Here is a 21919-nt window from a genome sequence, read left to right as displayed (position 1 = left end):
GTACTCTTTCTCATAGAGCCTTTGAATTACCCCTTTGCGGATCATAGCCATCATTTCATACCTGTTGAGAATTTGATCAGCGTGTGGAAAGAGCCAAAACCCAGATTCAGTTTAACTAATCGTTTGATGCAGCAATTGTCTTACTCAATTGTGTTGTTGAGAGATTTGCCCGGTCTCAATTCGATTCTTCTGAGGTACGGTAGCAACGGGTAATCCAACCACGAATATCGTCGAAAGAGATTTCTGAGAAGGCATTTTCAATCCCCTCGGCATTGATCAGGTTACCCTGGCGGATATCCTCACTGGGCGATACTGCAACGCAATCGGCAGGATGTGATTTATTCATCCGCTTTTCACTAACTCTATGAACCTTCAGCCCCAACTCATTTCAGATTCTGGGTCCGATGCTCAACTTCCTAAGAATGATCGACAGCCCCATGACAATCCGTTATTAGATGCCTATTCCCAGGCAGTCACCAAAGTTGTCGAAACCGTTAGTCCAGCCGTAGTCAATATTGAAGTGCGTCGCCTGCGGCTGCGAGCCGATCGGCGGCGTCCGGTGGATGTCAGCGGTAGCGGTTCCGGCTTTCTCTTTGCCCCCGATGGCTACATCCTCACCAACAGCCACGTGGTTCACAACACCGACATCATTGAAGTCACCCTGGCCGATGGTCAACGACACCGCGCGGAGCTAATTGGCGATGACCCTGATACAGATTTAGCCATTATTCGCATCCCTGGGTCTAGTTTTACCCATGGCGATTTAGGCAACTCAGACGGGTTAAAGCCAGGTCAGCTAGTAATTGCCATTGGTAATCCACTGGGGTTTCAATGTACGGTCACTGCTGGTGTAGTCAGCGCTCTGGGTCGTTCATTTCGGTCCAAAACCGGGCGATTAATCGGCGATGTGATTCAAACCGATGCGGCATTAAATCCAGGGAATTCTGGTGGGCCGCTGGTTAATTCCCATGGGCAGATTATTGGAGTGAATACAGCCGTGATTCAAGCCGCCCAGGGTATTTGTTTTGCCACACCCATCAATATGGCCAAACGAGTCATTCGCCCATTAATGCAAATGGGGCGGGTGCGCCGGGGGCGTATTGGTGTAGGTGGACAAACGGTACCGTTGCCACAGCGCTTGGTACGTCAGCACAATCTATCGGCAGACAGTGGTGTGCTGGTCACCTGGCTTGAAGCCGGTAGTCCTGCCCAAGCAGCCGGGTTACAAGAACGCGATATTGTTGTCACTTTTACAGGCAATCCCGTACGCAATGTGGATGATTTACACCGGCTGTTGGATGAAGATACCATTGGATTGCGGACTCAGCTCACCATCCTGCGTCAAACCCAGCGATTGGATTTGACCATTGTGCCAAGAGAATCTCGTCCGGATTAGAAGACAGGGTAAAAATTATGCTGTTGGGCACAAACTAGCGTTGGCCAAAATCTTGGGCTTTTCACTTACTCCAACGTCAGCTGCTTTGGATCTAGCTCTAACCCAAGGGTCATGCCATAGCTCAAGCCCCTGATAAATGGTGCCAATACTTCCAGCGTGGCAGGGTCCTGGAAGTGTTCGGGCTTGGTTTCAGGATGAGGATAATAGATCAGTCCTGGTAAGCGTTGCGCTGTATCTAACACAACTCGACAGTCAAAGAAGGAGAAATCTTCCGGTGGAGCATTCTCCGCCCACTTTACCTGTCTAAACCTATGCCTGGCCTGACGTACTGTGTAGTGTTTGGGGTGAATAGACACATTGATAGTGCCAGGGAAATAGGCATCCAAACAAAGCCCTTGGGCCGCAAACATAGGCACCTGCATTTGCAACGTTCCTTCTGGAAAGCGCGGATCCTTGGCTTGGCCAGAGGCCACCCCGTGGCCTCGAATGACTTTTCCTAGAACATAGACCCAAGCTGTCATTCTATCAACTGCCCTGTTTTTCAAAACTCAGTAAACCAATAAAGCAACCATTGTTGCTTCAATTCACACAACAATCTACTGGGACTTCTTTAACAATGGTGTCTAAACTAACCGAGCGCCACAGAGTCAGTCAGTTATCCTGTCAGCTACTGTTGACAGTGCAAAGTGATTAATCCTAAGTTGCGTAGTTTTTGATGCATATTTGATGTATGGCAGATTCTATTTTTTTCAAGGGGAGGCTTACATCAGCAATGCTGGTCTGAAGGTAGATAAACCTTTGAAATACTAGGGTTTTAGACGATTAAAATACATAGAGCTACCGAGGGACAAGACCATGACGCAAAGGGAGGGCGCTAATGGTAACCAACCACCTGTGAGCAGCATTAGATAGCATATACTCCATAAGCTTAGGGTCATACCCGTTAGTACTACAACACATACTAATGGGTGATTATGCAAAAAACGACCATAGGCAGCACGGTTACGGAATGAATAGTAAATAACCCACACTACGCCATTGCTACTGATGGCCCACAGTAAAATCCACAGCCCCTCACCCCATTCAGGCAGCCACCATATCAGCGGGCGATTATCTAATGTGGCACTAATTAACTGACTGGCCTTTTGGGCATGAATGGTAACGCCGAGCATACGCTCGGTTTGTTTTGGAGTAAATTGGGCATCTTTAGGCTCAGCTAGGCCTATGAGGACAATGCGATCGCGACTCCACTCATCCAATTGATCATCTACCTTTCCCTCCAGTAACTCCCTGAGAGATACCTGCCGGGGACCCCGACTACGATAGTTCACTAAAATTTGATAGCCACCCTGCTCCTCTGGGTCCAGGTGATAACCTCCAGCAGTAGATGAAATTTTAGGTATAAAAACATTCCCCAGTTGAATCAAATCTGATGAGATAAAACTTAAATCAACCCCCTCCGGAGCCAAATAACGTAGTGCAATTCTCAAGCTAAAAGCAGCATTAGTATTACAGGCATTTGTCCCATCCATGCCAAGGATGTGACGCCGAATTCGATAGTCAGGGTCAATAGCAAAGTCGGTAAAACCCACCTGAACAGAGGGCAGCTCGGGGGGGGGGGGGGGCAATGCTGACAGGGGTATCCACCTCAACCGTTTGACCAATTTCACACACAGCAATAAACCGATCATCCAGCTGGGCCGCTAATGGGGGTGAGAATGCAAAATCATGATAAAAATCTAAGCCTAATACTCGCGGGTTGTGGGGTTTGAGCTTCTGCCACAGCAGCAACAGCGCCTCATCTGACAGAGAACCCCGACGCGGCATACCGAAGCGATCTTGATACTGGATATCGGCCTCGCTGACGGTAATGATTAAAAATCGATCGTCCGGGGGTTCTGGAGGGTGCGATCGCAATAACCGATCAAACGCTAATAGCTCTACTGGCTGTAATAACCCTAGCGATCTCACCAGCAACACCAGTAACGTCGCCCCTACCCCCACCATCACTGCCTGCCATAAAGGCCACAGGTTAAACGACTGAGGCGATAACTCCGCCAGCTGATTCGCCACCCAAGCCTGGTCAAACACCGTCGCATAAATGCGGTTAAAGACCGTTAGCCGCCCCTGGCGTCGAGTCACTAATCCCGTGAGCCTCAGCTCCATCTGTTCAGCCGAGTTATCAGCAGGCACGTCGCCTTTTTTGAGAATCTGTCGATAAAGACGCAGCAATCGCTGGGGTGAGCGGGCATTACGCAATAGCCGATTCTGAATTGTGCGCAGATGCTCTGGCTCATCCTGCACCTGCCAGTGCGCAATAATCCGAGTTTGGATTAGAGCCTGGACAGACGGGAAAACCTGACTTCTGATGCCCGACATCTGACTCCAAATACCTGATTCCTGTAGAAACAGCTGACACACCTTTTGGGTCAAAAAGGGTTGGCCTCCGGTCCAGGCCAAAATTTCCCGCAGAACAGCTTTAGGGTCAGCCGTAACCGCCGCCAACCCCCGGAGCAGTGGCTGAGCTTCCCAATAGGTAAACGGCTGCAGTTCAATGGCACGACCAATATTAAACGGTGTAGCGTGGGCATTTTGTATCAGATTCGACGGTGTCACCACCCCCAGCAGCACCACCGTCAAACGTTTATACTCAGGTCGAGTCGCGCGCTGCTCATGCCAGTTGCGCAGCAGACCAAAAAAGTCATCCGTGGCAAAGTTCAGCCCTAAAACACTGTCAATTTCGTCAAAAAAGAGCACCACTGGCTGTTGAGTTTGGGGCAACACCACCTGTTCTACAAACGTACCCAGTTGCTGCACCGGAGAGAGATCTTCGTGCTCCCGCAGCCATTTTCGACGATTGACCCGCAGACCCAGACTTGAAATCAACACTTGAATAATGCCACCATACCACTGGCTAGTTGTAATCTCCTGGCTGCCAATGCCCAACAGTTCTACCTCGGCACAGCGCACCCCAGCATCAAACAAACGCTCTACGGTTCGCACCCGCAGCGAAGATTTACCCATCTGACGAGAGGTTAAAACATAGCAGTAGGTGCCTGCCAACAGTGCATTAAACAGCTCATCATCAGCTTGCCGTGAGATATAACTGGGCGCATTGGGCGGTAAACTTCCCCCCGACTGATAGAGATAGTTCTCCTCCATTACCCATCTCCCAACTGGGTAGCAAAGTACCGACGATAGAGTTGACAGCGAGGCTCTGCAATATTGCCCGTCAGCTTGATTACCCCCATACTATGGAGCTGATGGGCCTGGACTGACTCCAACACCATCGGCTCCCTGGCATACACCACCTGGCGTAGGGTCTCCATCAGGGCTGGCGTATCCCGTAGGGTAATCCAATGTTCTCGTAGATGATTTGCATAGATGCCGGTTTCGGTGGGCGCTGCAGCTAACAGCGTGTGTAAAGACTCTTCAGGATGGGCCTTCAGATAGTCAAACGCCTGTTCTAGTAAATAAGGATGTCCACCTACCATGGCCATCAGCGGAGTCAGATCCAATGAGGTAGCCAACCCATGGTTCTGAGCAAACTGTTCAATTTGTTCTGGGGTAAATTCGGTGAGTTCGATGGGTACGCCAACATTAAAGGGTGATTGATTAATGTTGAGTGGGATATATACATCGGTAGAGTGAACAATCGCGAGACGTAACTGTTTCCACAGAGGGCGACTGCGGGTGCGAGCCATTTCGTACCATGATCGCAACAACCCAAAAAAGTCTTCGTAAATTTCAGGGTAGGGAAACAACAAATCTACATCATCTAAACAGAGCACCAGGGGTGCATTACTGGCAGCTAGCAAATACTCCTCCACATAGGTGGAACAGCTGACTTTACTGCCCATGCCTGCTTCATCCCAATAATCATCCAACTCATTGGGTAGAGCCAGTACCCGAGTAATATTGATACACAACCACCGCAGAAAGCGATTGAGATTGGAAAAATGCACCTGACGATCGGCGAATTCTAAGCTAATCCGAACTGTTTTTAGGCCTTTTGACTCTAGCTGAGTTAGAACATAATCCATCAGCAGGGTTTTACCCATCAGAGATGGCGCTTTGATCCGGACTAGAGCACCCGGCTGATAGAGCGTATCAAGACAAATGGTTTCTAAGGGGGTGCGCTCAACATAAAACTCGGAATAGCAGTTAACTTGTAAAGTATCATCAAATAAATGCTTAGCCAGAAGTTCATTCGTAGCCACATTACTCTTATCACTGCTAAGGACATGTGATTCTATCGGAGACTGTCCAGACGACAAGTTTAAATCCTGCAGCACACCAGAGTCTTTTATCTGGTCAAATTTTATTCTATCCCCTTTCAGTTTTAGCACCGGAATATGCTCTTCTGGAATACCTTGCAGCTCAAGAGAATTACACCCTAACTTGTAAGAAAATTCAACATCTCTTCCAGCACCCAACCCTCGGTAAAATCCTTCCGAAAAACGAATTGCCGCCCAATCTCCAATGGGCTGATTCATCCCAATAACCGCATCTATATAATTCACAATCGCCGCCGCCTGCACCTCGGAATAACATGCATTAAGCACTACACATTTCACCTGATCAGCAAATAGTTTAAACAAATTGGCTAAAGCCTGAGAGCTAATCAATTGCCCTTTGCCACTATCATCTTCAAATATCAGACCATTGGCCCCATCTCCATGACCACAAAAATGAACGATTTGAAGCTCATAATCTAGGAATGCCTGCTGAATATCACTTGGACGAGCCGCAATATGAGTTCTGATATCGAACCTTTCTCGCTGCTTAGCGCGTGCCAGTACGTTCTCAATCTCACGAACTTCCTTATCCAAAAGTAGTCTGGATGCATCTAGTGGATTAGCAGCTAGAATTAAAATCCTTTGCATCGATAGCATAGAACAATGCAAGTGCGAGAAGTTACTTACTATAATCTTTCAGCAAGATAGTTAGACCTCAATTCCTTACACAACTTCAATATATAAACTAAATCGTAATACAAACTGAGCGATGAGAGAAATCTAAAAATTAGGTAAGCATTCAAGAAGATGGCGCAGATTAGCAGTTCTAGCCGTGGGCTTTCACAACGCGTCGTGAGCCTATTGAATCAGGTCCAAAGTTTTCATTAGCCGCTATCTACCCCATCTTTTTTCAGATCAAGTGGCTGTAAGTATGCATCTGCCTTGGCCCAACGAGCTGGAATTGCATAACGTTGTCCATCTCTAAAGTTAAGGGTACCAAAGTGCTCACACAGCTCATCAATAGACCAAGAAATGATGACCAAAATTTGGACTGTTTTTTAAGGCTGAACAAAAGCAGTGGCCACCATTCTGGAATAACTTAATAAAGGCTGTAGCCCAGACAGTCTGCTGTTGTGCTGTGCAATATCTTTCAAACTGTGCTCGAGTCTATGAAACAACTCTTTGATATCCTTAGCTATAGCTGTGTAGTCATTGCTATAGCCCTTACAGCCCTGGCTTTGCTGGCAAACCAGTTTGGCTGGTCTTTATATTTAGAGATTTTTTCTCACTTCCAGGTACAGTATTTTTTTATCACACTTGTATTAGCGGGCATCAGCTTACTCCTAAGGCATACAGGTTTACTGATAGTCCTTTTTTGCACAGCAATCCTATCAGCCCAGGTGATCCCCTGGTATCTGCCATCTCATCTGGGTCATCTGCCTGCTAATTACCGTGTTCTGGTAGCCAACCTGAATTTTAGCAACAACGATGCCACCCAAACACTCTCCCTGATGGCTGCTGAACAGCCCGATCTGGCTCTCTTTATCGAAGTTGGTCGAACGATGGTAACTCAGCTGGATGCCCTAAAAACTGAGTTTCCCTACAGTACTTACCTTGCTGCAGCCGATGGCATCATCTTGTATAGTAAATCTCCCCTATCAAATATACAACTTCAACAATTTGGCCTGCACGCACGGGAGTCATTAGTTGCGAATTTGACAGTGGGGGAAAACCTCCTTTCCCTTGTTGCGGTTCATCCTTTGCCGCCTATCGAGCACAGGATGTTTCAATCTCGTAATACGTTACTGGCCGATGCCGAAGACTATATCAAAACTCAAACCGAGCCTGTCTTACTACTGGGTGATTTAAATATCACCATGTGGTCGCCTTATTATCAGGCTCTAATTCAACAAACCCAGCTGAAGAATGCACGCGAGGGTTTTGGCATTCAGGCCACTTGGCCTAGACTAGGCAGCTACTATCGCCTACCTACCTGGTTTCAATGGTTGATCGCGCCTCTACAAATTCCCATCGATCATTGTTTAGTCAGTCCAGAAATCAAAGTAGCTAACATTCATACAGGTATTGATACGGGATCTGACCATGCACCTATTGTGGTGGACTTGGTTATTCCTACTGCATGATTGCGCGATCGCAACAAATAGCAAAATTCTCACGATCACTAGTGTAATTATGTCAACCGATACATACCCCGATTATTTCCGTATAAAACATCAGGAGTAAATCCACGCGACTATTTAATAATTTGAGAGAACATTCTTGCTCTCTATGGACTAAATATTAGTCTACTTATCATAATGGCTACAAAATTTTCATTTAAGAGAAAAATATTTAATGTTTATCTTTTAGCATCCGTTTCAAGCATTTTAGGCAGTTTAGCAACACCTCTGATCACGCCAGCTTACCAGCACCATCCAGCTGAATTTATTCAAGACATCGAAACATCACCCTTTAGCTTATTGGTCCCACATCAGGGGATGATCAGTCATATCAGGCTTTCTCTTAAGTATGGATTAAAAGATGACAGCCGTGGGTTAGAAAGTGCAATCTTAATCCGTGATGCTGCTGAACTATTGATGAACTATCCAGAAGAATATGATTATTGGGAAGTTGTCAATCTGTCCATTACACAAAATTTGTTGGAGCAGTATTCTCAGTTAGAGCACATTACACTGGAGTTAGAAATTCTTCCTCGTGAGCATGTTCCCTATCACTGCATCAGTACCGTTACTCGATGGGCACAGGGTCATGTTGAAGAAAATTGGAGATTTGAGGTAAATGATCTCCTGAGTCAAGAAAGAACTTTAGATGCTGCTGTCAGTTACAGTTACAAAGCAGGTGTTCTGCATCCTGACTTTTTGGACATCCGAACTCAGCTGGGAAATTATCTGAATAGTCTGTCAGGAAAGAGTTTATCTTTTGAAGAACTGGAAGAGACGCTGGAACAGCACCTATTACAAAATTACGCAGAACAGCTATCTGATATTACAGTTCAGCTATGGTAAGCAAATAGCCGAAAGTAAACGTCCCTAACACCGCTGGCTTCGATTCTGCTCAACCAGCTAATAACGAAGCGGCATTTTTTCCTTGTACTTCAGGCATCCTCTGAACGAAGTCGAAGGGGACGCTTACGACAACTCTGATTAAACTGCTGCTAATAGTTGTTCAAAACTAAGCAACGTCCTGTTTCAAAGCCTGAATAAAATCAACTACTTTTTGAGGGACATCGGGAAAAAGATTGCTGAGCTTTTTAATAATATTGTGAATGCCTTCACTACCACCGGCAATTAGACCGGCAGTCAGAATGACATCTAGCACCCTAAATAAGTAAAAGCGAAAAAGCTCTAGAATAGACTCTGGTTCAGGAAAGTTAAATGCACTTTCTAGCGATCGCACCCCAACTAAACTAATTAGCGTCCCAAATGCGATCGCGACTCGCAAAAGGTTTTGACGCATATAATTTTTATAAACCCGTAGACTTTCTTCCGCATTAAATAAACGAAGCTTCACGGCCTTAATCGCTTCGTTATTAGAGCTTTCATCAGCGTTGGTCAGTAGTAACTGGAGTTCCACCTGAACATGTTCCACCTGAGCAGCTAGTCGTTCTTTTTCTTGTGACAAATAGGATAGCTTGTATACTTCTAGAGCACGCTCCAGAAAAAGAGCTACAACTATTAAGATTGTTAGCTTTTGAATGGAAATCTTAACAATCGAAGATTGTAATATAGGCGGATCTATCGGAATTAGAACATAAAATAAGCCACATACTAAAACCGTATAGAATATATAACGCGGAAATTTTAGTAGGGATTCACGGTCCATAGGATTGCCCTAAATAGCTCTCTGTTTGAGCATTCCATTATCTATGGCTACTTGTCTACATTTTCTATAGATTCTTCACTGCACAAGGAGATTGCACAAAAATAAAGACCCAGGTTGGGGCTGTGGATGGGTGGATGAGTGATGGGGTAACGGGGTGATTATTTAAGCGCAAGCACCCAAAGGTAATGTGAGCGTCAACGGGCATCTTGGCTTTTTGAGTCCAGGAGGTGGCGCTTGATTCATCACACGCCCTTTTTAGGGTTAAGGCAAGCCCCTACCTACACTCTCTTCCTAACAGGTTATCTTGATTTCTCAGCTTGGCAATCTTATTTTATCTGCCAAGCTGAGAACTGTTTTTTAGGCAAACAACCTGACGATTACAACATTTCACGAACTTTTTTTAGATCTCGCTTACTACACTGACGCTTCTTGGCAGCGTAGATCTTTCGACCATATGTTTGCAATGCCTTTTTAGCATCAATCATCTCTTTGAGTAACATATCCCAAACAAAGGGGAATGATAGTACCTCAAAGGTGATACGGTACCAGATATTCTCTATTTGACGATATTGTTCATAAGCAGTGATTTCAATCTCATGGTTAGGGGGTTTAGGTTCTCGTCTGCGACACACTTTAGGCACCACACACAGTAAGCCTGTTTCAGGATGCACATAGAATTGTGTTCCATAGCTATCTGCTAAAGAGGGACGTTCACCATTCCAATGCCACTGTCTTTGTTTGGTATAGGGCAAACCATCAATCATCTCTACATGCTGTTCTACAAAAGCCCAAAGGTGATCAATTACATGCTGACCAGCCATGGTACGAGGATTAAGGTCGCGGCAGAGGCGACTATAAACCTGATCCCAGGGTTGACCCACTTGAGACTGCAACAATTTACGCAACGGCCCTAGGTGATCTGATAGCCACTTAGACTGTCGTCGCGTCTTAATCAAATAGGGACTTAGCAATCCATCTTCAGTCGCCACTTGCGTAATCTGATTCAGCTCCTTTCGATATCCCTTCAGCTTTTTAGCACTAATCCGCATCCCACCTCGGGGACGCTCAATTACAATTTCACTCAGGCGATGTTCACTCATGGTACAAACTCAATAACAATCCTAAGCAAGGTTGTGTTGATATCGGGTAATACTTTCTTTAACAACTAATGGAGAGGACGGGACTCGAACCCGCATCGACCAACGATAACTTTCAGGAAACGCGCTTCCTTACTACCCTGAGGCAAATGGGAGCTTCCCCCATCTCGGACAATGAATTCCTTTCAGTGCTTCTGCAACCTGTTATCCGTTTACGGTTTTCGGGGAACGTCGCGACGCAACTATGAACCCTGACTGACTGACAAAAGTTAGTCAGCCTGCAACCTCCCGTCAGTAAATGGGGCTGGTGGCAGGCATCGAACCTGCAATCTTCTGTTTACAAGACAGTTGCTCTGCCAATTGAGCTACACCAGCAATAGTCCCCGAACCCACCCTCACTAAATTCAACCGATCAACACAGGGTAGTAAGCAGTCACAATAGGATGTGCACTTGTCACAATGCTGGGCGTAATTGATAAACGGGAATTGAACCCATTTGCACTTGCCCCCAGCGCACCAAGGAATCGTTTGCGAGACGATATGTTCCAACTTGCCCAGTTGGCGGGTTGTGTTCGCTTCTGTTGAATTTAGCTACCGACTATTTGCTTTAACCACCTAACAGGTCAATTTGCCAGTTCAGCGATTGAATCTGCGCATCTAGTAAACGATAATCCCGTGAGATACTGTCTAACTGACGCTGTAGACTGCCAATATCTACTGTACTCACAAATCTCACCTCTGAACGGCTATACCGATCGTGGGTAATGGAGGCGGCTTGGATTAGGTTTTCCAAAACACTTCGCTTAGTAAGTAGAGTATCCCGCTGAGCCAGGGCATCTGATAGAGAACCCTCAGCAAATACTGTATTAGCATTAGTCTGATTAATCCGCTGCACCAAACGGGTAAGTTCAGTAATTGCAGCATCCACATCCGACAGCAGCTCTTGAGGATTCTCAGGGGGCTGTTCACCTTCCTGGACCTTGGCACTGCGGGTTAAACGCTGACGCAGCTGAGCAATTCTCTTCTGACAATCTGCCCGTTGCATTAGGGCTTCTGCAAGCTTCATCGGATTCACCTCCTTTTGTAAGTTTATTGCTATTAGCATTACTGCCATACCCCTGACAGGAGTCGAACCTGTAACAAATCCGTTTTAAGCGGACCATGTCTACCAGTTGCATCACAGGGGCTGGTGGGTTGTGTAGGGATCGAACCTACGCTCTTCCGTTTAAGAGACGGCTGCTGTACCACTTAGCTAACAACCCTGGTACTCTCGGTGGGAGTCGAACCCACAACAACTAGATCCTCGGTCTAGTGCGTATGCCGTTCCGCCACGAGAGCATATGTGGGCAAACGCCCAGTACCCTTGGTGGGAGTCGAACCCACAAAATCTGGTCTCTGAAGCCAGCACGTATACCGGTTCCGTCACAAGGGCAAATGGTCGGGATGGCAGGATTTGTAGACGCCAGGCTTCTCGAAGAGTACCTGCGGCTCCTTGTCCCCAAAACAAGGCTTCTGACCACTGAATTACATCCCGATTTGGTACCCTTGGTGGGAGTCGAACCCACAACAACCGCGTTCTAAGCACGGCATGTCTACCAGTTGCATCACAAGGGCAAATGGTCGGGATGGCAGGATTTGAACCTACGGCCTCCTCGCTCCCGGTGAGGCCGTCTCACCACTGACGTACATCCCGATTTGGTACTCCTGAGGGGAGTCGAACCCACACGTAAGCTGGTTTTGAATCAGCCGCCTCTTCCAGTTGGGCTACAGGAGCAAGAAATGGAGAAATTAAATCGACCCAAGCATGATCAAATCTCTCCAATTCCCCCGCTAGGGTTTGAACCTAGAATCTTCGCAGTCAAAGTGCGAGATGTTGCCAGTTACACCACAGGGGATTGGATGCCGAGGTAGGATTTGCACCTACAACCTCCTGATTCAGAGTCAGGCGACTTGCTAATTCGTCCACTCGGCAATAGTTGTTGCTGATTTGAAGCATATTCTGCCAGTAACCTCGTCACTAGCAGAATATATTTAACTTGACTTAATCGGGGATCAGCAACACCCGACAATCAATGGCTGGGGCGAGAGGAGTCGAACCTCCAACTTCCTGGGTAACAACCAGGCGCTCTGCCAATTGAACTACACCCCATTGAGCACCCATGATGGATGCAAGCCCCCCAGATCCGATTTGAACGGATGACCTCTTGTTTTTCAGACAAGCGCTCTTACCTGACTGAGCTACCAGGGGATTCAATGTATGTTTTTCAACATGGATTGAAAAACAACGAGAACGGTAGGATTTGTAGACGTAAGGCTTCCCGAAGGGTACCCAGAGCATCGGTTTTGGAGACCGAGAGTTAGCCGTTACACCATCCCTGCGTCTGGTTGCAGTGGCAGGACTCGAACCTGCATATCCTCGCTTATGAGGCGAGTACCTTAACCTATTAGGTGACACTGCAGTGGAATCCAGGGTGGGAGTCGTTCGCGAAGCGTATCCGCGAGGAGCTACCCACGATTTTCGGTTTTGCAGACCGACGCCTTAAACCAACTTGGCTACCTGAACTTAAGCTACACGGGGATGACGAGATTTGAACTCGCGACTTCCTGTTCGACAGACAGGCACTCTAGACCACTGAGTTACACCCCCAGAAAGGGAAATATTTAGTTTTCAAGGTTCGGGTTTGAGTCTTGATGATGTGTTAAGCACTTATCTTTGAGACTTAAATTCGTAGCACTCCTGCACTATTTATGTACTACAAAACACACTGCGCAATATCAAGGGTTTTCGAGAGATTTTTCGAGAGATTTTAAAGCCATATACAGAAAGGGTTTGAACACCTTTAAGGACTTTCAATTAAAACCAATAAGATAGCAAAAGAACCTTATTAGAATCTTCTCGGATTTCACACAAAGGGACCGCGCTCAAGGAAATAAAGTCGTTTCACTTTTTGCACTTCACTTACGGCATCAACATGATGTTTATCAGAAGATACCGTCAAGCTTCTCTCATTAGATGCACTGAAATTGGATGGTTGTTGTCGCCGAGAAAATCGCCAATATTTGAATGGCTTACGACTCCAAGCAAGGAAAAATGGTGAGACTAAATACATGGTGATGTTCCTGACAAGAAAGTTTTTAATAGTCGCAGAGGAGATTTAGCCCAGCTCAAAGTTTCCCCTCTGTGAAGGGGACTTAAAGGAAGGATTCTAACTTGCATTAACAACTGAGACCCCTCCTAGCCTCCTTTAACAAGGGGAAACTAAAAGCGTTACTCACGTAGCACAATCTCTACTGTGGGAAGTAATAAAAGAAGTTTGTTCAGCCTTCTTTCGACAGCTACATGAAATAAGCAGTCTGCCGTTGGGTCACTTGCCATAGCTCGTAGATAAGCATTTCGCTTTCAGGTGCCAGGGCAGTGATAAAAGTGCCAGATTCAGCGTTGGCACTATTTGCAATCCAGGTTCCCTTAAGGCTTATTTCAACAAACTCGTCATCAACACTGGTTAGATCAATGACATCTGTTGCATTTTGCCTGAGTAGATACTCAAGCTGGGTAATACCCGGCAATTCAACAGGTAGTAAAAAGGAAGCTCTACTGGGTTCTAGATGTAAGGTTTCACCAACGTTAACTGCTAGCATGACTCGTTGAGTAGCAACTGCATCTAAGGATGCAGTTACCTGCTCAAGAAAAAGGCCGTAATTGGTATAGTTCAGCTTCAACACGGCTGACAATCTCCATGGATGGTTGGGTCAGTCACATGCCGACGGCGGCACAGGCTATTAAGTCGTCTGAGTGTTGCTGATCTTCGATATGATTTCATCTGTAAAGTCTGGGCTCATTACCCTGCCTTCAGATCGATTCATTCTCTAAATCAGTGACGGTTTCTTCTGTTCTTTCCAGAACTGTTCTGCGAAGGCAACAACTGGATGCATGGGCGCTTTAGGTCGTTTCATGAGTTGCATGCTGGCAGCATCCGGGGTGCGAGCTCCCTTACGAGAGTTGCAGGGGGCGCATGCGATCACCACGTTATCCCACGTGTGAGTACCATCTTGCGATCGCGGCACCACATGGTCCAGCGTCAGCTGTTGCTTACTACCGCAATATTGGCAACGATGGCCATCGCGTCGTAGCACTTCGCGACGATTGACCGGTGGTGTTTTCCAAATGCGATCGCTATTCCCAGCCCGCAGACGAATATACTCAGGAATCTCAAGGGTCAGGCTGGGGGATCGCATCTGCCAGGTTTTCCCTATTAGGTCTACAGGTTCTGCCCGGCCAGTTACTAAAAGAACCGTTGCTCGCTTGAGATTAATTCGCGCCATGGGTAAATAGTTTTTGGAAAAGAGGACGATAGGTTGATATATCGGCAATACGTGTTTATACGGTCGTAATGTCATGGTTAAGCCCTTTCAAGCCCTAAAAATGTCCAAAAATAATGGCCCTCGCTTCCGGATGCTGGAAGCGAGGGCCAAAAACCTGAGTAGGTCTTGGGTCTAGATAGGTAACACAGCTAAACGCCTGAGTTCCCCGCTTCGTCTATATCGGTTAGGTTCTGGTCGATTGAAATCTACGGTAATCGCACCACAGGATAGTTTATTAGCGCTAAAACGTCCTGCATCAGCGCCATTAACTGCCTTGGTCCAAATGCCATTGAGCATGGGATTACTCAAGCCAATCCCTAAACACCGCACCACTAGCACCAAATGTTCAAAGAATGGTACATATCTTTTCGAGCCTATGACTTCTATAAAGCGTTTCATAGTACTTATACCTCTGGTGTAACGGTGAATAAATCGGTTAGAACGCCGATGGCACTGAACCAAAGCAACTCGACCAGGTTGCTTTAATGTATTACTGATATGCTACATGCATAACACAAGGATGTCTACCCCCTTCGCAGAATTTTATGGTTTTAATACTGACTGCATCAAAATCATTAATTTGCGGTGAGAGCTAGTTTCTCTTGGAGAGCTATAGTCAGTAACACATTATTAATTGACGATTCCGGACGTGTCCGAAAAAAAAATCTGATCAGCAAAGTTACCCATGCCCCCACTCAGGGATAAACCTGCTGTCGTTTGCTCAGATAAAAGTGCCATAGTAATCTGGCCGCTACTGCCCGCCAGGGTCGCCACACTTCGCTCATCATCTGGGCTTCGTCCGAGGTCGGTCGTTTGGTCAATCCCTTCAGCTGTTGGATGGCGGTCTGCAGTGCTAAGTCACCCTTAGGCCAAATATCAGGCCGCTTCAAAACCATTAATATATAGATGTTCGCAGTCCACACACCAATCCCTTTAACCTGCATCAGCTGTTCAAGAACAGCTTGATCACTCCGGGTATCTAGACTATCTAAATCAAGCGTTTCATCTAAAATTGCATGGGCTAACGCCCGTCCATAGCTTGTTTTTTGACGACTAAAGCCTATCTGTTTCAGCTCGACAGCCGTTAGTTTCAGAAATTTCTCCGGGGTCAAGGGACTACATTGGGTTTGTAGACGTTTGTAGGCTGCATGGGCAGACGCCAGAGACACCTGTTGCTCAAGTATGATGTGAATCAGCGTCGAAAATCCGGGTTCTCTTTGCCAAAACGGAGGGAAATCGTAGCAGTTGATAATTTCAGCAAAGGCTGGATCTCGTTTAATCAGGTCCTGCACAGCTTGCTGCAACCTATGAGGGGTTAATGACTCCTGCATCTTACAAACGCCTGCCAGATATACAATTAAAACCAACCGCTCACTCTCTAGAACGGTTGGTTTGTAATTATTATTATGGGTGTTGCTGATCCCTCGGTACATCTAATCTGTCAAGTCTGGACTAGCTGCACTGCTCTCAGACCGGTTTATCCTCTCAATCAGCAACGGCTGATGATGACAGTAGTGAGAAAACTGTTATTTAGCAAAGTAGACTGCTCACGACTTTATTGAATGACGTCATAGTCAATCGACCGTGCCGTTCTGACCGGGGGAACAGGCTCATTTTGAATAGATTTGATCGCTGTGTATCCTAGCGGTAGTGATGCTAATAGACACATGGCTCCAGTGCCCACCAGCGATAGCTGCCTAACAGCTTTAGATGCCCGACGAGCATCAGGATACTGGCCACGACGATAAAATCGTTTTACCTGACTGGCATAGAGCAGGGCAGTGACTCCCACAGGGGGAAACGTGATCAACGCGGCTAATGCTGTTGACCAGTGGCTGGGGGGGCAGGGCTGATTTTTGTACAGGTCATACCGTTTCTCCCACTCAGGTCCCCGCACATTGCCGACATAGCCAATCAGCGTAAATTGGGTGATTTCTGATAGTTCGAGCGGTAACAGTAAATCACACACCTGATCCGGTAGGGTGAAATAACTGATCCCTTCACCCACCTGTCGCTTGAGAGAAATTTCCAGGGTTTTCCCCTGCTGCTTAACGCTGACATCAATGGGCTGCAGCTCAGCTTGAAGTAAGTCTTTGATCGGCGCTAATCTATCGGGTTTTGCTACGGATGGGACCTGATCTGCTAACGACGGATCATTGAGGGTAGCCAGTTGCCAATCTGCGATCGCACCCTCTAAATCATCTAGCTGATGTCGAACAAGTCCCCGCTTTAAATAGGCCTCAGCCCGGTTGGGATTACGCTCTAGAACCTGATCAAAACTGGCCAGCGCTGCCGCTAGATCGTTCATTTGAGTTTGGACGACACCCAGCTGATAATGAGCATCGGTATAACTAGGGTTGAGGGCAATTGCCTGCTGCCAATCCCTGAGCGCGTCAGCCATCATGTCTTGCGCCTGGGCAAGCTGGCCCAGGTGAAAATAAGCAACAGCCGGATTCTCCGCACAATCAATGGCCGCCACAAAATCTTGACGCGCATGATCTAGCTGACCCAAAGCACGATAGCTTAAGCCACGGCTAATATACACTGACGCCGTATCAGGATGATTAGCAAGCGCCTGAGATAGAGCTGCGATCGCACTTTGGTGATTTCCCTGTCGTGCCAATGTGCAACCACGCCGATAGGCCAAACGTGCTATCTGTCGTGCATACCAACTCTGCTTATCCATAATAAATAAATAGTACTGTGTTATTACTGCCCAAGCTATCCGCAGCCTAACCACCCCTAAGGCAAAAGAAAATCAGAGTGATGACGGAAGCTCCCCTCTCAAATAAATAATTTGATCAGTGTTTCCTGTTACAAAACTAAGCATCTTGATTCATGGCGATCACCCCATCCTTCACATCAATTTTGCTGATTTCCTAACAGATTTTTCAATACAGACATTATTCCCTAGGATCATCTTACCTATGACATTATGCCTAGAGACCTACGACAATTGACGTAGAGAGAAGTTCCAGCTCTGATTTGCCATGAAATGGCGATGAAGCGGGGTCAGATTGTACGAACACTTCGATGAAACCTATGTAATCCAACAAGACCGTCATAGGGGGCAACCAAAAGGCTATGTTAATTTCAGTGAGAACACTTACATAGCCTGGTCGATGCCTGTTCTCTCATTAAAAACAGAATTGGATGTTGCAGAATTATTACTCACTAATGGATGGTTTCCTGAAGAAATTAATGGCGTTCTAGTTTTTCCTCTACCTCGCGCCGCATTTCATCAGATAGATAACCACAATCATCCCATAACGGGCAGTGACGTAATTAAAGCTACAGTAGCAACTCCCACAACCTTGTATCGAGCCAGACAACTACTGGAGTCGGCTGGCTGGCTGGATCGAGAACTCGACTCTTTGCTTAAACCCTGCGTGTACACCCTCGATCCGTGGGCGGGTCAAACCATCAGACCTGTATCAATTGCAGGCCCAGTCAATACCAACTGCAGTCACAGCACCAAGACTCTGCGACTGCGGCGCTATCGATGGACAATGGCCCTAAGACGTATCCTCAGCCTGGCCTTCGTTATCTTACTTGTCTTGATGACTGTCTTCTTTTTGCCATAGCCGGTTGCATAGTTCGAACAGCTCTCTCTAGATCCGTCCAAATCGATCTGTTGCGTCTATCAAGGCGCTTAAAATCCCTAGTTCCATAGCCGAATGCCCAGCATCGGGGACAATCACTAACTCCGCTTCAGGCCAGGCCCGATGGAGTTCCCAGGCGGACGTCATGGGACAGACAACATCATAACGACCCTGAACAATGACAGCTGGAATGTGGCGAATCTTGGCAATGTTTTGCAATAGCTGATCAGGGGGATTAAAAAAGCCGCCATTGATAAAGTAATGGCACTCAATGCGCGCAAAGGCATCAGCAAACTCGTCTTGACCAAAGCGCTTCATGGTCTGAGAGTTTTGGATGAGATAACTGGTGCTCGCTTCCCAAATCGCCCAGGCACGGGCTGCTTGCTGCTTCACCTGTGGATCGGGGCTGGTTAACCGTCGGTAATATGCGGCGACTAGATCGTGGCGCTCTGCCTCCGGAATAGGTGCCAAATAATGCTCCCAAGCATCGGGAAAAATATAGCTGGCCCCCTCTTGATAAAACCAACGAATCTCCTTGGGACGCAGCATAAAGATGCCTCGCAAAATTAGCCCAGCGCATCGTTGCGGATAGTGCTGGGCATAGGCCAGCGCCAAGGTGCTCCCCCAGCTACCACCAAAGACGGTCCATTGGTCAATGGCTAGATGCGATCGCAATCGTTCGATATCATCCACCAAATCCCAGGTAGTATTATCCGTCAGCTCAGCGTGGGGTGTACTCTGTCCACAGCCACGCTGGTCAAACAGCACGATCCGCCAACGCTGTGGATCAAAAAACTGACGATAAAAAGGAACAATACCGCCACCAGGACCACCATGGAGAAACACCACCGGTTTCCCCTCTGGATTACCTACTTCCTCAAAGTACAGCGTATGAAGCGCAGAGACCGACAGTTGCCCCTGTCGGTAGGGTTGAATTGGGGGATAGGCTTGACGCATAGGGGACTAGGCAACGTTTTGCCCCGTTATTGTCGCACCCAAATAGCATTTCTTGCTTATTTCGTAGAGGCAGGCTTTCTCAGTACATACCAACGGCCAGTTTTTGGATCACGATAGGTATGAAACGGCTGCTGTTTCAACGGCTTAGTACACAGTTTGGGCATTGACTTGGCGATTTTCACGACTCTTTGTATAGATCAATTCACATATTGTGGCCCAATTTCCCCAAAAATTTGAGTGATCGACCATAAAGCGCTGTGTGATTTTTATCACAAAAAAGCAGAGAAACCTGGTAGTTTCTCTGCTTTTTATCAGGGTTACAGAGTAGGGGCAGGTGCCAGTCTACACATCAACCCGGTCTATGCATAGCGCTTTAAACGACGAGCACCCAACAGGCCTAAACCGACCAGACCCACCACTACGCCTGGCTCTGGCACAGATTCAGAGTCAGGTGGATTAACGATAGGAGGCTCATCCACAGGGGACACCACTGGTAGCGCATCGGTCACTACCGTACGACCTCCACCCCCTTCAGGATAGTCAGCCGCTGAGATCACTCCCCCTAACTCATCAGTGATGTAGTTGGCCAACGCCTGCTGATAGGAGACACCCAGGTTAGTAAAGGCGGCATCCCCAAAGGGATACTGGTCACCACCACGAGCCAAAAAGTCCACAATCGCCAAGGAAATATCCGGAGCATCCGGTAACACCTGACCATCTTGAATCAGGACCGTACCATCATCCAGCGTCACGTTGATCACCCGTTCACCAGAGGTGGTGATATTACCGTCCACATCAATCTCAATGGCCGTCAGCGTGGGGTTGTACTCAAAGCTAAAACCCGCAATCTGGGCAAACCGTCCGGTGCCATCACCAGTGGGTGCAGTCTCTCCTGTAGCTGGGTCCAGCTCCATCCGAGACACGGCATTCTCTAAAATATCCTTCAGGTTGTCCGCCTCAATGGCTTCGAAAACACTGAGGAAGTTGGTAAACGGCAGAATATCAAAGGTATCGGCTTCCGTAAAATCCCCTGCAGGAATAATACTGTCGTTACGGATACCGCCGCCGTTACCCAGGGCAATGTCTACTTCACCCAGCCCAAAGTCAGCCGCCAGTGCATTGGCCTGCCATAGAAACGAATCGGCAATTAAATTACCCAGGTTAGTTGCTTCACCCCGAATGCTATTACGCTCACCATTTAAGTTGACTTCAGATTGCGCAATTACATTGGACTCCAGGGCATCTAATGACGCCTGGACAGGGTCGGCAACAGCCGCTTGAGTGGCCGCGTCGATAAAATCACCATCGATAGCTACCGGGTCGCTGGCTGTACCAGGATCAATAACCGTTGCCACACCGTTGTTAAATTCAACAACCAGCTGGCCTACGTAGCTATATTGTCCAGGAGTGGTGACGACCGGAACTTCATTGCCATTGGCATCAGTGACAAAAATGGGATAGGGACCATCAGGGGTATCTCCCGGAATTAGGTTGCTGGTATCACCACTATCAAGTAGTTCGTCACCACCTCCTGCGATCGCAACATCAACACCACTGAGTTGAGCAATCAGCGCCTGGTCTTCATCCACCCCCTGCAGATGGCTCACAAAGATAATGTTTTGCACTCCAGCCGCAGTCAGCGCGTCAATCTCACCCTGAACAGCCGCTTGCACATCCTGACCAACAACGACACCGTCAGGGCTAGAAATAAACGGTAAGTTAGGCGTAGTGGCACCAACAATACCAATTTGCTCACCACCTTTAGTCACCACGGTACTCTTGGCAATCCGACCAGCAGCCACCAGATCTTGTAAAGCAGCTTCAGCCGAGAAATCCAGGTTGGCACTCAAGAAGGGAATAGACGCATCGACTTCACCGATAAAATCAGCCAAAATATCGGGGCCAAAGTCAAAATCATGGTTACCCAAAATAATGGCATCATAGCCCGCATTGCTAAGGGCAATGGCGTCATAAAAAACACCATCCGTCAAACTCGCATTAAACTCGGGACCCGCCAGGAAATTGTCGCCAGACGACAATAGCAACACATCATCTGTGGTGGCCGTATTGCGGATGTTATTGATTTCACCAACAAACTGCGCCGCTCCCCCAAAGCCATCTTCTCCCGGCAGCAAATCAGACTCACCGTCGTTGTTATGCAAAATAGTCAGACTAAATGCCTGGGCAGCATTATTTCCAGCCAAGCTCACCAAACTCACAGTCGCCGCCATGGTAGCAATGCGACCAATTACACCAAACCGTTTCATACTAATGCTTCAAATTCTCTATGGAAAAATCTCTGCTTCACAACGCAAGACCGCTCTTCAGCAGGTCACCTCACTCCCCCCTAGCAACTTACAGAGCAGAGGTTAAAGAATTTGAGCATCAGATTAAGAAAACATTGTCATCGATTAACTAAGGCTT

Annotated in this window: 20 protein-coding genes and 16 tRNA genes; 4 read left to right on the top strand and 32 right to left on the bottom strand. The window is 47.2% G+C overall.

Annotated elements, in window-relative coordinates; translation table 11 throughout:
• Window positions 1-175: 175 nt before the first annotated feature.
• Window positions 176-346, bottom strand: coding sequence for a hypothetical protein (locus N836_RS76825; protein WP_023076749.1), 171 nt, complete (start codon window positions 344-346; stop codon window positions 176-178).
• Window positions 347-364: 18 nt separating this feature from the next.
• On the opposite strand from N836_RS76825, the gene N836_RS70690 reads away from it, so the two are divergent.
• A complete protein-coding gene (locus N836_RS70690) occupies window positions 365-1396 on the top strand; it encodes a S1C family serine protease (RefSeq protein WP_023076748.1) in 1032 nt (343 codons plus the stop codon).
• A gap of 65 nt (window positions 1397-1461) precedes the next feature.
• On the opposite strand, the gene N836_RS70685 is transcribed toward N836_RS70690, so the two are convergent.
• The 5 genes from N836_RS70685 to N836_RS76820 form a co-directional block, all read right to left on the bottom strand.
• Window positions 1462-1917 carry a hypothetical protein gene (locus N836_RS70685; protein WP_023076747.1) on the bottom strand — a complete coding sequence of 152 codons (456 nt, stop codon included), beginning with the start codon at window positions 1915-1917 and terminating at the stop codon, window positions 1462-1464.
• Between the two features lie 285 nt (window positions 1918-2202).
• Window positions 2203-3024 (bottom strand): CHASE2 domain-containing protein, encoded by an 822-nt coding sequence (locus N836_RS78000; protein WP_161635056.1) that lies wholly within the window; start codon window positions 3022-3024, stop codon window positions 2203-2205.
• A complete protein-coding gene (locus N836_RS0139830) occupies window positions 2963-4558 on the bottom strand; it encodes an AAA-like domain-containing protein (protein ID WP_023076745.1) in 1596 nt (531 codons plus the stop codon). Before N836_RS0139830 ends, N836_RS78000 begins: the two co-directional genes overlap by 62 nt.
• Complete coding sequence (locus tag N836_RS70675; RefSeq protein WP_023076744.1) at window positions 4558-6282, bottom strand: AAA-like domain-containing protein; 1725 nt, start codon at window positions 6280-6282, stop codon at window positions 4558-4560. The genes N836_RS0139830 and N836_RS70675 overlap by 1 nt, the downstream gene beginning before the upstream one ends.
• A gap of 236 nt (window positions 6283-6518) precedes the next feature.
• On the bottom strand, window positions 6519-6677 hold the full coding sequence (locus N836_RS76820; RefSeq protein WP_023076743.1) for a hypothetical protein: 159 nt from the start codon (window positions 6675-6677) through the stop codon (window positions 6519-6521).
• 126 nt (window positions 6678-6803) lie between these two features.
• Here N836_RS76820 and N836_RS70670 point away from each other — a divergent pair, with 126 nt between their 5' ends.
• A complete protein-coding gene (locus N836_RS70670) occupies window positions 6804-7778 on the top strand; it encodes an endonuclease/exonuclease/phosphatase family protein (protein ID WP_023076742.1) in 975 nt (324 codons plus the stop codon).
• A 174-nt stretch (window positions 7779-7952) separates the two neighbouring features.
• Complete coding sequence (locus N836_RS70665; protein ID WP_023076741.1) at window positions 7953-8660, top strand: hypothetical protein; 708 nt, start codon at window positions 7953-7955, stop codon at window positions 8658-8660.
• Between the two features lie 166 nt (window positions 8661-8826).
• Here the strand turns inward: N836_RS70665 and N836_RS70660 are convergent, their stop codons facing one another.
• From N836_RS70660 to N836_RS70555, 24 genes are all read right to left on the bottom strand, one after another.
• Entirely contained in the window at window positions 8827-9477 is a 651-nt protein-coding gene (locus tag N836_RS70660) for a hypothetical protein (RefSeq protein ID WP_023076740.1), read from the bottom strand.
• 377 nt (window positions 9478-9854) lie between these two features.
• The gene (locus N836_RS70655) at window positions 9855-10577 is read right to left on the bottom strand and encodes a hypothetical protein (RefSeq protein WP_023076739.1); all 723 of its coding nucleotides are present in this window, start codon (window positions 10575-10577) and stop codon (window positions 9855-9857) included.
• 296 nt (window positions 10578-10873) lie between these two features.
• A tRNA-Thr gene (locus N836_RS70650) sits at window positions 10874-10949 on the bottom strand.
• A 232-nt stretch (window positions 10950-11181) separates the two neighbouring features.
• Window positions 11182-11640, bottom strand: coding sequence for a DIP1984 family protein (locus N836_RS70645; RefSeq protein ID WP_023076738.1), 459 nt, complete (start codon window positions 11638-11640; stop codon window positions 11182-11184).
• 47 nt (window positions 11641-11687) lie between these two features.
• Window positions 11688-11761, bottom strand: a tRNA-Leu gene (locus N836_RS70640).
• A tRNA-Lys gene (locus N836_RS70635) sits at window positions 11762-11836 on the bottom strand.
• Window positions 11837-11912: transfer RNA gene (locus N836_RS70630), tRNA-Leu, on the bottom strand.
• Between the two features lie 20 nt (window positions 11913-11932).
• Window positions 11933-12006, bottom strand: a tRNA-Leu gene (locus tag N836_RS70625).
• A gap of 3 nt (window positions 12007-12009) precedes the next feature.
• A tRNA-Pro gene (locus N836_RS76210) sits at window positions 12010-12108 on the bottom strand.
• 3 nt (window positions 12109-12111) lie between these two features.
• Window positions 12112-12188 (bottom strand) — tRNA-Leu (locus N836_RS70620).
• Between the two features lie 3 nt (window positions 12189-12191).
• Window positions 12192-12267: transfer RNA gene (locus N836_RS70615), tRNA-Pro, on the bottom strand.
• Window positions 12268-12270: 3 nt separating this feature from the next.
• Window positions 12271-12348, bottom strand: a tRNA-Leu gene (locus tag N836_RS70610).
• A gap of 48 nt (window positions 12349-12396) precedes the next feature.
• Window positions 12397-12469 (bottom strand) — tRNA-Gln (locus tag N836_RS70605).
• Window position 12470: 1 nt separating this feature from the next.
• A tRNA-Gln gene (locus N836_RS70600) sits at window positions 12471-12546 on the bottom strand.
• Between the two features lie 101 nt (window positions 12547-12647).
• Window positions 12648-12723 (bottom strand) — tRNA-Asn (locus tag N836_RS70595).
• A gap of 24 nt (window positions 12724-12747) precedes the next feature.
• A tRNA-Phe gene (locus N836_RS70590) sits at window positions 12748-12822 on the bottom strand.
• A gap of 134 nt (window positions 12823-12956) precedes the next feature.
• Window positions 12957-13033, bottom strand: a tRNA-Met gene (locus N836_RS70585).
• Between the two features lies 1 nt (window position 13034).
• A tRNA-Cys gene (locus tag N836_RS70580) sits at window positions 13035-13137 on the bottom strand.
• 10 nt (window positions 13138-13147) lie between these two features.
• Window positions 13148-13221: transfer RNA gene (locus N836_RS70575), tRNA-Asp, on the bottom strand.
• A gap of 689 nt (window positions 13222-13910) precedes the next feature.
• Window positions 13911-14297 (bottom strand): alr0857 family protein, encoded by a 387-nt coding sequence (locus N836_RS70570; protein WP_023076737.1) that lies wholly within the window; start codon window positions 14295-14297, stop codon window positions 13911-13913.
• Between the two features lie 144 nt (window positions 14298-14441).
• Window positions 14442-14972, bottom strand: coding sequence for an HNH endonuclease (locus tag N836_RS70565; protein ID WP_031294602.1), 531 nt, complete (start codon window positions 14970-14972; stop codon window positions 14442-14444).
• Between the two features lie 96 nt (window positions 14973-15068).
• Complete coding sequence (locus tag N836_RS0139825) at window positions 15069-15335, bottom strand: hypothetical protein (protein WP_152532308.1); 267 nt, start codon at window positions 15333-15335, stop codon at window positions 15069-15071.
• Between the two features lie 296 nt (window positions 15336-15631).
• The gene (locus tag N836_RS70560; protein WP_235071194.1) at window positions 15632-16303 is read right to left on the bottom strand and encodes a DNA-3-methyladenine glycosylase family protein; all 672 of its coding nucleotides are present in this window, start codon (window positions 16301-16303) and stop codon (window positions 15632-15634) included.
• A gap of 188 nt (window positions 16304-16491) precedes the next feature.
• Window positions 16492-17622 carry a tetratricopeptide repeat protein gene (locus tag N836_RS70555; protein WP_023076734.1) on the bottom strand — a complete coding sequence of 377 codons (1131 nt, stop codon included), beginning with the start codon at window positions 17620-17622 and terminating at the stop codon, window positions 16492-16494.
• A gap of 436 nt (window positions 17623-18058) precedes the next feature.
• Here N836_RS70555 and N836_RS70550 point away from each other — a divergent pair, with 436 nt between their 5' ends.
• Complete coding sequence (locus N836_RS70550) at window positions 18059-18520, top strand: hypothetical protein (RefSeq protein ID WP_023076733.1); 462 nt, start codon at window positions 18059-18061, stop codon at window positions 18518-18520.
• Window positions 18521-18547: 27 nt separating this feature from the next.
• Here N836_RS70550 and pip read toward each other — a convergent pair whose 3' ends face one another.
• Together pip and N836_RS70540 are read right to left on the bottom strand one after the other, a co-directional pair.
• Window positions 18548-19495 (bottom strand): prolyl aminopeptidase, encoded by a 948-nt coding sequence (gene pip, locus N836_RS70545; RefSeq protein WP_023076732.1) that lies wholly within the window; start codon window positions 19493-19495, stop codon window positions 18548-18550.
• Window positions 19496-19854: 359 nt separating this feature from the next.
• Window positions 19855-21762, bottom strand: coding sequence for a bifunctional metallophosphatase/5'-nucleotidase (locus N836_RS70540; RefSeq protein WP_023076731.1), 1908 nt, complete (start codon window positions 21760-21762; stop codon window positions 19855-19857).
• Between the last annotated feature and the right edge of the window lie 157 nt (window positions 21763-21919).

The sequence above is a fragment of the Leptolyngbya sp. Heron Island J genome, from assembly GCF_000482245.1.
In the GTDB taxonomy this organism is placed as follows: domain Bacteria; phylum Cyanobacteriota; class Cyanobacteriia; order Phormidesmidales; family Phormidesmidaceae; genus Leptothoe.
The sequence above is the reverse complement of the archived record's forward strand: the minus strand, read 5'-3'. Positions and strand labels throughout refer to the sequence as shown.